Raw genomic sequence first — 10,967 nt, 5'->3', positions numbered from 1 at the left:
CATGGAAGCGCGTGCGCCATCCGTCCGAAGTCGTGAACGTCGGCGACGAGCTGGACGTGCGCGTGCTGAAGTTCGACCGCGAGCGCAACCGCGTTTCGCTGGGCCTGAAGCAGCTGGGCGAGGATCCGTGGGACAACATCGGCCGTCGTTACCCGGCCAACAGCCGCGTCTTCGGCAAGGTCTCCAACGTCACCGATTACGGCGCGTTCGTTGAGATCGAGCCGGGCGTCGAAGGCCTGGTGCACGTCTCCGAGATGGATTGGACCAACAAGAACGTCAACCCGTCCAAGGTTGTGCAGGTCGGTGACGAAGTCGAAGTGATGGTGCTGGACGTCGATGAAGAGCGTCGCCGCATCTCGCTGGGCATGAAGCAGGTTGCCGCCAATCCGTGGGAAACCTTCGCTGCCACCCACAAGAAGGGTGACAAGGTGTCGGGCCAGATCAAGTCGATCACCGACTTCGGTATCTTCATCGGCCTGGACGGCGGCATCGACGGCCTGGTTCACCTGTCCGACATCAGCTGGGCCACCACCGGCGAAGACATCGTTCGCAACTTCAAGAAGGGCGACACCCTGGACGCAGTGGTCCTGGCCGTCGATCCGGAGCGCGAGCGCATCTCCCTGGGCGTCAAGCAGCTGGAGCAGGATCCGTTCGGCCAGTACATGGCTGCCAATCCGAAGGGCTCCAAGGTTGAAGGCGTGGTGAAGGAAGTCGACGCCAAGGGCGCGATCATCGAGCTGGCTGACGGCATCGAAGGTTACGTCTCGGCACGCGACATCGCCAACGAGCGCGTTGACGACGCCACCCAGCACCTGAAGGTCGGCGACAAGGTCGAAGCCAAGTTCGTGGGCATGGACCGCAAGGGCCGCACCCTGCAGCTGTCGATCAAGGCCAAGGACGACGCTGAAATGCGCGAAGTGCTGGAGGAATACCAGTCCTCTTCGGCTTCCAGCGGCACCACCCAGCTGGGCGCGCTGCTGCGTGCACAGCTGAACGGTAACAAGTCCGAGTAATCGGTCTTACGCTGTACGTTGTTTCCTGGACGGCCCGGGCTTCATAGCCCGGGCCGTTTCAGGGTGAGTGACCTCTGATGTGAGCCGGCAATGACCAAATCCGAACTGATCGAAATCCTCGCGCGCCGCCAGGCGCACCTGAAGGCCGATGATGTCGATCTGGCGGTGAAGTCGTTGCTGGAAATGATGGGTGGTTCCCTCTCTGCCGGGGATCGCATCGAAATCCGTGGCTTTGGCAGCTTCTCGCTGCACTACCGTCCGCCGCGCCTGGGTCGCAACCCCAAGACGGGCGAATCGGTCGCCCTGCCGGGCAAGCACGTCCCCCATTTCAAGCCGGGCAAGGAACTGCGCGAGCGGGTCAGCAGCGTGCTGCCGCTGGACGCCGATCCGGCCTGAGTGTCCTGTCGCGCTACCGCGTGCGAATACCGCGGTGAGTCGGATAAGCTACGACCTCCTGCCAACGGAGCTGTCGCATGAAGGTTTTTCGTCTGCTGGTCCTGCTGGCGGTGTTGCTGCTCGGGTTGATCGTCGGTGCCATGAACATGGACGAGATGACCATCAACCTGCTGTTTACCCAGTTCAAGACCTCGATCGGTGTGGCGATCATCGCCTCGCTGCTGATCGGCGTCATCGTCGGTGCCGGCCTGGTGCTGGTGAGCGTGGTCATTCCGCTCTACGCCCAGCTGCGCCGCGCCAACAAGTCGGTTGCCATCCCCGTGGCCCCGGTTTCCCCCTCCCAATCTTTTGATGGACGCTGATCGAAGATGGATTTCGTCACCGAGTGGTTCTGGTTCTTCCTGTTCCTTCCCCTGGCGGCGCTGGCCGGCTGGGTGATCGGGCGGCGCGGCGGGCAACGCCATGGCGACAACCAGGTCAGCCATCTGTCCAGCACCTATTTCCGTGGCCTGAACTACCTGCTCAACGAGCAGCCGGACAAGGCCATCGAACTGTTCCTGCACATCGCCGAGCTGGACAAGGAAACCTTCGAGACCCAGGTCGCGCTGGGCCACCTGTTCCGCCGTCGCGGTGAAGTGGATCGCGCGATCCGTCTTCACCAGGGCCTGGTCAACCGCAACGACCTGAGCGACGCACAGCGCGTGCAGGCCCTGCTGGCGCTGGGCGAGGACTACATGAAGTCCGGCCTGCTGGACCGCGCCGAAACCGTGTTCACCGAACTGGCCCAGCTGGACCAGCGCGCACCGCAGGCGCTCAAGCACCTGATCGGCATCTACCAGGCCGAGCGCGACTGGGAAAAGGCCATCGACAACGCCACCCGCTTCGAAGATGTCACCGGCGAGCCGATGGGCAAGCTGATCGGGCAGTTCGAATGCGAACTGGCCGAGCGCTTCCGTGGTGCCGGCAAGCTGGAAGAGGCGAGGGCGGCCATCGCCCGCGCCTACCAGGCCGATGCCATGTCGGTGCGTGCCGGCATCATCGAGGGCCGCCTGGAAACCGACGCCGGCAATGCCGAGGCCGCCGTGCGTGCCTTCGAGCGTGCCGCGCGCAATGATCCCGAGTACCTGCCCGAACTGCTGCCGGCGCTGATGGAGAACTACCGCAAGGTGGGTGACCTCGGCGGTGCGCGCGCCTTCCTGTCGGAAATGACCGAGCACTACCGCGGCATCGCCCCGGTGCTGGCACTGACCCGCCTGATGGAAGAGCAGGAGGGCGTGGCTCCGGCCCGTGCCTACCTCGGCCGCCAGCTGAAGGACCGCCCGTCGGTGCGCGGCGAATCGGCGCTGATCGACCTGACCCTGGCCGAAGGTGCCGATTCCACCGCCACCCTGCATGATCTCAAGCACATCACCGACCAGCTGCTGGTGCGCAACCCGGCCTACCGCTGCACGCGCTGCGGTTTCGGCGCACGCACGCACCACTGGCAGTGCCCGAGCTGCAAGGAATGGGGCACCGTCAAGCCGCTGCTGAACTACGCGGTGCTCTGACCCATGGCCTGGCTGGTGATGGCCGCGCTGCTGGGCCTGGCCCTGCTCAGCGCGGCACTGACGTGGGCCGCCCGGGGCTACGCGCTGCGCCAGCGCCTGCTGGACCAGCCCGGCGAGCGCCGCAGCCACAGCGTGGCCACCCCGCGTGGGGGTGGCATCGCCATCGTCATCAGCCTGCTTGTTGCGGCCGTTGCCGCCATGTGGGCCTGGCCGGCCGCGGCCTCCAGCCTGGTCGTGGCCAGCCTTGGGCTGGTGCTGGTGGCGGGCATCGGCTGGTGGGATGACCACCGCCCATTGCCGGCCCTGCGCCGGCTGCTGGTCCACTTCGTCGCCGCGGGCCTGCTGGCCGCACTGGTCAAAGTGCATGGCGGCAGCTGGCTGCTGGCCCTGCTGGTGCTGGTATTCACCACGTCGCTGATCAACATCTGGAACTTCATGGATGGCATCAACGGCATCGCCAGCAGCCAGGCCGTGGTCGCCGCCCTTGGCTTTGCAGCGGTGCTGCCGTGGCCCTGGTCGCTGGTGGCCATCGTGCTGGGCCTGGCCTGCCTCGGTTTCCTGCCCTTCAACTTCCCCAAAGCCCGCATCTTCATGGGCGATGTCGGCAGTGGCGCGCTCGGCTATGCGGTCTCGGTCGTGCTGGCCGTGGCCGCGCTGCGTACCGAAATCAACTGGTTGCTGCTGCTGGTGCCCATTTCCCCGTTCCTCGTGGACGCGGGCTTCACGCTGTTGGCGCGCATGCTTTCCGGACAGCGCTGGATGGAACCCCACACCCAGCATGTCTACCAGCGGGCCGTGCAGGCAGGAGCCAGCCACGCCCAGGTAACAGGGATGTACTTTGTTGTGGGTCTGTTCAGCATTACAGTGTTCAATGTGTGCACCAAATTGCAGCCGAGGTGGGAGGCTGTCGCAGCGGTCGCGTGGATATCCGCGCTGGCCCTGCTTTGGCTCCTCCTGCGCAATGGATTGCGCCACCGATAAGGAATTACGCGAAGTATGTCTTCACCCTGGCGGGACAGAATCCTCGGCCTGGTGCCGCGCACGGCCATCGTCTGCCATGACCTGTTCATGGTCTGGGCCTGCTGGCAGCTGCTGCATGCCGGTCGCTACTCCATCCTGCCTGACGCCCCGTCGCTGCCGCTGTGGAACGTCGATACCACGCTGGTGCTGGCGCTGCAGGGCATCGTGTTCTGGCGGGTGGGCCTCTACCGTGGCCTGTGGCGGTTCGCCAGCGTCAGCGATCTGCTGAACATCTTCAAGGCCAGCTTCATCGGCCTGGTCGCCATCGTCCTGGTACTGGCCTGGAAGCGCTTCAACGGCGTGCCACTGTCGGTGCTGGTGATCTATCCGTTCGCGCTGTCGGCGCTGCTGGGCGCACCGCGCCTGCTGTACCGGGCCTGGAAGGACTACCAGTCGCTGCAATCGGATACGACCGCGCGCCGCGTGCTGATCCTGGGCGCCGGCCAGGCGGCCGAGACGCTGGTGCGCGACCTGCGCCGCTCCGGCAACTTCGAGCCGGTGGGCCTGCTGGACGATGCGCCGCACCTGCGTGGCGCCAAGCTGCAGAGCCTGCCGATCCTGGGCACGCTGGACGATGCGCCGGCCGTCGCCCGCGAAACCGCCGCCAAGCTGCTGGTCATCGCCATTCCCTCGCTGGATGCGGTGGGCATGCAGCGCGTGGTCGCCATCTGCGAGAGCACCGGCGTTCCGTTCCGCACCGTTCCCAAGCTCAGCGACATCCTGCAGGGCCAGTCGCTGCCGGGCCAGCTGAAGGAAGTGGCCATCGAGGATCTGCTCGGCCGCAAGCCGATCATGCCGGACTGGAACCTCATCCGCGGCTGGCTGGGCGGGCGGACGGTGATGGTCACCGGTGCCGGTGGTTCGATCGGCTCGGAGCTGTGCCGCCAGTGCGCACGCCATGGCGCCGGGCGCATCGTGCTGCTGGAAATCAGCGAACTGCTGCTGCTGACCATCGAGGCCGAGCTGCGCCGCAGCTTCCCCGACGTGCAGATCGAGGCGGTGCTCGGCGATTGTGGCGATCCGGCGGTGATGCGTCACGCGCTGTCGCTGCACCCGGTCGATACCGCCTTCCACGCCGCCGCCTACAAGCACGTACCGGTTCTGGAACGGCAGCTGCGCGAAGCGGTGCGCAACAACATCCTGGCCACTGAAAACGTGGCGCGTGCCTGCATGGAAGCGCGCGTGGAGCATTTCGTGTTCATCTCCACCGACAAGGCGGTCGACCCGGTCAACGCGCTGGGCGCCAGCAAGCGCTATGCCGAAATGATCTGCCAGAGCCTGGACCAGAAGTCCTCGCATACCCGTTTCGTCACCGTGCGCTTCGGCAACGTGCTCGATTCGGCCGGCAGTGTGGTGCCGCTGTTCCGTGAGCAGATCCTGCGCGGTGGCCCGATCACGGTAACCGACCCGGAAGTCACCCGTTACTTCATGACCATTCCCGAGGCCTGCCAGCTGATCCTGCAGGCGGCCGCATCGGCGTCGCATGGCGCAATCTATACGCTGGACATGGGCGAGCCGGTGCCGATCCGCGTGCTTGCCGAACAGCTGATCCGCCTGGCCGGCAAGCAGCCGTACAAGGATATTCCGATCATCTATACCGGCCTGCGCCCGGGCGAGAAGCTGCACGAAACGTTGTTCTATTCGGATGAGGATTACCGGCCGACCTCGCACCCCAAGGTGCTCGAGGCGGGTGTGCGCACCTTCTCGCGCGACGTCGTGCTGGGCCACGTGCCGAGGCTGCGCGAGGCCATTGCCGAGTACGACACCGATACGATCCAGGAAATCCTGTTTGCGACCATGCCGGAGTTTTCTCCGATTGAACAGGACGCTTACATGTCATCCGCTAAAGTGGTTCCCTTTCCGGCACGCGAGGCCAACAGGTATTAAATGAGCAAGCGAATTCGTAAGGCGGTTTTTCCAGTGGCAGGGCTCGGGACGCGCTTTTTGCCGGCAACCAAGACGGTTCCGAAGGAAATGCTGCCGATCATCGATCGTCCGCTTATCCAGTACGCTGTTGATGAGGCCATCGAGGCCGGCTGTGACACGCTGGTGTTCATCACCAACCGCTACAAGCATGCCGTTGCCGATTATTTCGACAAGGCCTACGAGCTGGAGCAGAAGCTGGAGCGTGCGGGCAAGCACGAGCAGCTGGAAATGATCCGCCACGTGCTGCCCGAGGGCGTACGCGCTGTTTTCGTCACCCAGGCCGAGGCGCTGGGCCTGGGCCATGCGGTGCTGTGTGCGAAGTCGGTCATCGGTGACGAGCCGTTCGCGGTGTTGCTGCCGGACGATCTGATCTGGAACCGTGGCGACGGCGCGCTGAAGCAGATGGCCGACCTCAACGAGGCCAGCGGTGCCAGCGTGATCGCAGTGGAAGACGTGCCGCACGAGAACACGGCCAGCTACGGCATCGTGGCGACCGAGGCCTTCGATGGCCGCAAGGGCCGCATTTCGCAGATCGTGGAAAAGCCCAAGCCGGAAGACGCGCCGAGCGATCTGGCGGTGGTTGGCCGTTACGTGTTGAGCCCGAAGATCTTCGAGCTGCTGGAATCGACCGGCACCGGTGCCGGCGGCGAAATCCAGCTGACCGATGCCATCGCTTCGCTGCTGGCAACCGAAGAAGTGGATGCGTACCGCTTCGAGGGCACCCGTTTTGACTGTGGCACCCATCTGGGCCTGGTTGAGGCGACGATCCGTTTCGCGCTGGAGAACAAGAAGCTGGCCAAGCCGGCGCGCGCGAAGCTGACGGAGATGCTGGCGGAAGAGTGAGTTTTTCGAGCGCTCCGTGCAGCGCTTCGTTTGATACGTGATGGGCGGGATGGGTGGGCCTTTGCAGGACACGCCGTAAACCCGTCCATGGGGGCTCGATGGCGCCATCCATGGCGCCAACGGTCCTGCAAAGGCCCACCCATCCCGCCTGCCAGGTTTCCTGCGGGCGCGGACGGGAAGGGCGGAATCAAGGGCAAAGGCAAAAGCAAAAAAAGGCAGCCATTGGCTGCCTTTTTGCTTTTGGGGTCGGATCCCTTTGCGCAGCAAAGGGCTCTGACCCCGGCTTTTGACCCTGCCTTTGCTCACCCCTCCGCCGCGCGGAATCCTGGGTGGCACGGGTGGGTGAGGCTGACCGGGACTGTCAGCGGCATGGATGCCGCTGCCAAGCCCCCATGGACGGGTTTACGGCGTGTCCCGGGCAGTCTCACCCACCCGGGCCTCACAGCAAACCAGCACGTCCGCCGGCAACGCTTTGAATCTTACAGCGCCTCGAAAATACCCGCTGCGCCCATGCCGGTGCCGATGCACATCGTCACCATGCCGTACTTCTGCTGGCGACGACGCAGGCCGTGCAGCAGGGTGGCGGTGCGGATCGCGCCGGTCGCGCCCAGCGGGTGGCCCAGGGCGATCGCCCCGCCCAGCGGGTTGACCTTGCCCGGGTCCAGGCCGCAATCGCGGATCACCGCCAGCGACTGCGCGGCGAAGGCTTCGTTCAGTTCGATCCAGTCCAGCTGGTCCTGGGTCAGGCCGGCCTGCTTCAGTGCCTTCGGAATCGCGGCGATCGGGCCGATACCCATCACTTCCGGGCGCACGCCGGCCACCGAGAAGCTGACAAAGCGCGCCAGCGGGGTCAGGCCGTAATCCTTGATCGCCTGCTCAGAAGCCAGCAGCACCGCGCCGGCGCCATCGCTCATCTGCGAGGAGTTGCCGGCGGTGACGGTGCCGCCGAACTGGCCGTTGCGGAACACCGGGCGCAGCTTGGCCAGCCCTTCAGCGGAGGAATCCGGGCGCGGGCCTTCGTCGGTGTCGGCAATCTTGTTGCGGGTGATGATGCGCTGGCCATCGGCCAGGTCCGGAAGGTGCGAGACAATCTCGTACGGGCTGATCTCATCCTTGAACTCGCCGTTCTGGATGGCGGCCATGGCCTTCTGGTGCGAGGCCAGGGCGAAGGCGTCCTGCTCTTCGCGCGAGACCTTCCACTCTTCGGCCACCTTCTCGGCGGTGATGCCCATGCCGTAGGCAATGGCCACGTGATCGTTGTCGAACACGCTCGGTGCCATCGCAATCTTGTTGCCCATCATCGGCACCATCGACATCGATTCGGTGCCACCGGCCAGCATCAGGTCGGCGTTGCCCAGGCGGATCGCGTCGGCCGCCTGCGCCACGGCCTGCAGGCCGGAGGAGCAGAAGCGGTTCACGGTCTGCGCGGCAATCGTGTTGGGCAGGCCGGCCAGCAGCACGCCGATGCGGGCCACGTTCATGCCCTGCTCGGCTTCGGGCATGGCGCAGCCGATGATCGCGTCATCGATGCGGTTGACGTCCACGCCCGGGGCCTGGGCGACGACGCTGCGCAGCACGTGCGCCAGCATGTCGTCGGGGCGGGTGTTGCGGAACATGCCCTTGGGCGCCTTGCCAACCGGGGTACGGGTGGCGGCGACGATGTAGGCGTCCTGGATTTGCTTGGTCATTGCAGTGATCTCTTGAATGGGTTTTGCCGGTGTGCCCACCAAGGTGGGCACCTACCAGAGGCGGAGGTGTGCCGAACAACGGTCAGCACCCACCGGAGGCGGAGGTGTGCCCACCAAGGTGGGCACCTACCAGAAGCAGGTCGATCAGTTGCGCAGCGGCTTGCCGGTCTTCAGCATGTGCGCGATGCGGGCCTGGGTCTTTTCCTGCTGGGCCAGTTCAACGAAATGCTTGCGTTCCAGGGTCAGCAGCCACTCTTCGTCCACCAGGGTGCCGCGGTCGACCTTGCCGCCGCACAGCACGGTGGCGATGCGCTCGGCGATCTCGTAGTCGTACGGGCTGATGAAACGGCCTTCCAGCATGTTGACCAGCATCATCTTGAAGGTGGCGATGCCCACGTCACCGGCCACCTGGATGCGGCGTGCCGGCAGCGGCGGGCGGTAACCGGCTTCGGCCAGTGCACGCGCTTCGGCCTTGGCGATGTACAGCGCCTCGTAGCTGTTGAACACCACCTTGTCGGTGCTGCGCAGCAGGCCCAGTTCCTGGGCGTTGACCGCCGAGTTGGACACCTTGGCCATCGCCACGGTCTCGAAGGTCTTCTTCAGTTCGGCGAAGACATCACCGCCCGGACCGGCCGCCTGCGAGGCGCGCACGGCCAGTTCCTTCAGGCCGCCACCGGCCGGCAGCAGGCCCACGCCGGCTTCGACCAGGCCGATGTAGCTTTCCAGGAAGGCCACGGTCTTGGCGCTGTGCATCTGGAACTCGCAGCCACCGCCCAGGGCCAGGCCACGTACGGCGGCAACCACCGGCACCAGCGAGTACTTGATGCGCTGGCTGGTGCGCTGGAAGTTGGCGACCATTTCTTCGAACTGGTCGACCTTGCCGGCCTGCAGCAGGCCGAGGGCACCGGCCAGGTCGGCACCGGCGGAGAAGGGCTCCTTCTGCTGCCAGATCACCAGGCCCTGGAAATCCTTCTCGGCGCGGCTGACGCATTCCTGCAGGCCATCGAGCACCTGGTCGGAGACGGTGTTCATCTTGGTCTTGAAGCTGACCACGGCAATGCCATCACCGTCGTGCCACATGCGCAGGCCGTCGTTCTCGAACACGGTCTCGCCCGGCGCGAACTGCTCGCCCAGCAGCGGATCGGGGAAGCGCTGGCGCTGGTAAACCGGCAGCGCCGAACGCGGCAGCTTGGCGTTGCGCGAGGGGCTGTAGCTGCCCTCGGCGGCGTGCACGCCGTCGCGGCCATCGAACACCCAATCCGGCAGCGGGGCGCTGCTCATGCTCTTGCCGGCGACGATGTCATCGGCGATCCACTGCGCCACCTGCTTCCAGCCGGCGGCCTGCCAGGTCTCGAACGGGCCCAGCGACCAGCCGTAGCCCCAGCGGATGGCCAGGTCCACGTCGCGCGCGGTCTCGGCGATGTCGGCCAGGTGGTAGGCGCTGTAGTGGAACAGGTCGCGGAAGGTCGCCCACAGGAACTGCGCCTGCGGGTGCTGGCTTTCGCGCAGCTTGGCGAACTTCTCGGCCGGGTTCTTGATCTTCAGGATCTCGACCACTTCCGGGGCGGCGGTGCGGTCGGCCGGGCGGTAGTCCTGCTTTTCCAGGTCGAGGACGACGATGTCCTTGCCGACCTTGCGGAAGATGCCGGCACCGGTCTTCTGGCCCAGCGCGCCCTTGGCGATGAGCGCGTCCAGCCACTTCGGCGACTTGAAGAACTCATGCCACGGGTCATTCGGCAGGGTGTCGCCCATGGTCTTGATGACGTGGGCCATGGTGTCCAGGCCGACCACGTCGGAGGTGCGGTAGGTGGCCGACTTCGGGCGGCCGACCAGCGGGCCGGTCAGGCCGTCCACTTCATCGAAGCCCAGGCCGAACTGCTGGGTGTGGTGGATGGTGGACAGGATCGAGAACACGCCGATGCGGTTGCCGATGAAGTTCGGGGTGTCCTTGGCGTACACCACGCCCTTGCCCAGGGTGGTGACCAGGAAGGCTTCCAGGCCTTCCAGCACCGACTTGTCGGTGGTGGTGGCCGGAATCAGTTCGGCCAGGTGCATGTAGCGCGGCGGGTTGAAGAAGTGCACGCCGCAGAAACGGTGGCGCAGCTGCTCGGGCAGCACGTCGGCCAGCTTGTTGATGCCCAGGCCCGAGGTGTTGGAAGCCAGCACCGCGTGGTCGGCCACGAACGGGGCGATCTTCTTGTACAGGTCCTGCTTCCAGTCCATGCGCTCGGCGATGGCCTCGATGATCAGGTCGCAGTCCTTCAGCTGCTCCAGGCCGGACTCGTAGTTGGCCGGGGTGATGGCTTCCGCCAGCGACTTGCTGGCCAGCGGCGCCGGGCTCAGCTTGCCCAGGTTGGCGATTGCCTTCAGCACGATGCCATCGGCCGGACCTTCCTTGGCAGGCAGGTCGAACAGCACGGTGTCGACGCCGGCGTTGGTGAGGTGGGCGGCGATCTGGGCACCCATGACGCCGGCACCCAGCACGGCGGCGCGGCGGACTAGCAGGGAATTGGACATGGTGTAGGGCCTTTGTT

General features: G+C 65.5%; 9 protein-coding genes. 7 read left to right on the top strand and 2 right to left on the bottom strand.

Annotation, left to right across the window (positions count from 1 at the left end; all coding sequences use genetic code 11):
- From VER16_RS09130 to galU, 7 genes are all read left to right on the top strand, one after another.
- The coding region (locus VER16_RS09130; protein WP_324807368.1) for a S1 RNA-binding domain-containing protein at window positions 1-1,013 on the top strand (1,013 nt) is incomplete at its 5' end.
- A gap of 90 nt (window positions 1,014-1,103) precedes the next feature.
- The gene (locus VER16_RS09125) at window positions 1,104-1,409 is read left to right on the top strand and encodes an integration host factor subunit beta (RefSeq protein ID WP_005409286.1); all 306 of its coding nucleotides are present in this window, start codon (window positions 1,104-1,106) and stop codon (window positions 1,407-1,409) included.
- Window positions 1,410-1,486: 77 nt separating this feature from the next.
- Window positions 1,487-1,771, top strand: a complete 285-nt coding sequence (locus tag VER16_RS09120) for a LapA family protein (RefSeq protein ID WP_324807366.1) — start codon at window positions 1,487-1,489, stop codon at window positions 1,769-1,771.
- Window positions 1,772-1,777: 6 nt separating this feature from the next.
- Window positions 1,778-2,956 carry a lipopolysaccharide assembly protein LapB gene (gene lapB, locus VER16_RS09115; protein WP_108768614.1) on the top strand — a complete coding sequence of 393 codons (1,179 nt, stop codon included), beginning with the start codon at window positions 1,778-1,780 and terminating at the stop codon, window positions 2,954-2,956.
- Between the two features lie 3 nt (window positions 2,957-2,959).
- Window positions 2,960-3,937: a glycosyltransferase family 4 protein gene (locus VER16_RS09110; protein ID WP_324807363.1), complete on the top strand. Its 978-nt coding sequence runs from the start codon at window positions 2,960-2,962 to the stop codon at window positions 3,935-3,937.
- 15 nt (window positions 3,938-3,952) lie between these two features.
- A complete protein-coding gene (locus VER16_RS09105) occupies window positions 3,953-5,863 on the top strand; it encodes a nucleoside-diphosphate sugar epimerase/dehydratase (RefSeq protein WP_324807361.1) in 1,911 nt (636 codons plus the stop codon).
- Window positions 5,864-6,745 carry a UTP--glucose-1-phosphate uridylyltransferase GalU gene (galU, locus tag VER16_RS09100; protein WP_324807360.1) on the top strand — a complete coding sequence of 294 codons (882 nt, stop codon included), beginning with the start codon at window positions 5,864-5,866 and terminating at the stop codon, window positions 6,743-6,745. It abuts the gene before it with no gap.
- A 479-nt stretch (window positions 6,746-7,224) separates the two neighbouring features.
- Here galU and VER16_RS09095 read toward each other — a convergent pair whose 3' ends face one another.
- Both VER16_RS09095 and VER16_RS09090 read right to left on the bottom strand, forming a co-directional pair.
- Window positions 7,225-8,433 carry an acetyl-CoA C-acyltransferase gene (locus tag VER16_RS09095; protein ID WP_324807358.1) on the bottom strand — a complete coding sequence of 403 codons (1,209 nt, stop codon included), beginning with the start codon at window positions 8,431-8,433 and terminating at the stop codon, window positions 7,225-7,227.
- Window positions 8,434-8,577: 144 nt separating this feature from the next.
- Window positions 8,578-10,950 (bottom strand): 3-hydroxyacyl-CoA dehydrogenase/enoyl-CoA hydratase family protein, encoded by a 2,373-nt coding sequence (locus tag VER16_RS09090; protein WP_324807356.1) that lies wholly within the window; start codon window positions 10,948-10,950, stop codon window positions 8,578-8,580.
- Between the last annotated feature and the right edge of the window lie 17 nt (window positions 10,951-10,967).

Origin of the sequence: Stenotrophomonas sp. (assembly GCF_035634915.1) — a bacterium.
Classification (GTDB): Bacteria; Pseudomonadota; Gammaproteobacteria; order Xanthomonadales; family Xanthomonadaceae; genus Stenotrophomonas.
Note: the sequence above shows the minus strand (reverse complement) of the source record. Positions and strands in the feature narration are given on the sequence as shown.

Bases quoted from the DNA above. Each gene is read 5' to 3' on its own strand.
- VER16_RS09125 (WP_005409286.1), top strand. From the start codon at position 1,104: ATGACCAAATCCGAACTGATCGAAATCCTCGCGCGCCGCCAGGCGCAC.
- VER16_RS09120 (WP_324807366.1), top strand. From the start codon at position 1,487: ATGAAGGTTTTTCGTCTGCTGGTCCTGCTGGCGGTGTTGCTGCTCGGG.
- lapB (WP_108768614.1), top strand. From the start codon at position 1,778: ATGGATTTCGTCACCGAGTGGTTCTGGTTCTTCCTGTTCCTTCCCCTG.
- VER16_RS09110 (WP_324807363.1), top strand. From the start codon at position 2,960: ATGGCCTGGCTGGTGATGGCCGCGCTGCTGGGCCTGGCCCTGCTCAGC.
- VER16_RS09105 (WP_324807361.1), top strand. From the start codon at position 3,953: ATGTCTTCACCCTGGCGGGACAGAATCCTCGGCCTGGTGCCGCGCACG.
- galU (WP_324807360.1), top strand. From the start codon at position 5,864: ATGAGCAAGCGAATTCGTAAGGCGGTTTTTCCAGTGGCAGGGCTCGGG.
- VER16_RS09095 (WP_324807358.1), bottom strand. From the start codon at position 8,433: ATGACCAAGCAAATCCAGGACGCCTACATCGTCGCCGCCACCCGTACC.
- VER16_RS09090 (WP_324807356.1), bottom strand. From the start codon at position 10,950: ATGTCCAATTCCCTGCTAGTCCGCCGCGCCGCCGTGCTGGGTGCCGGC.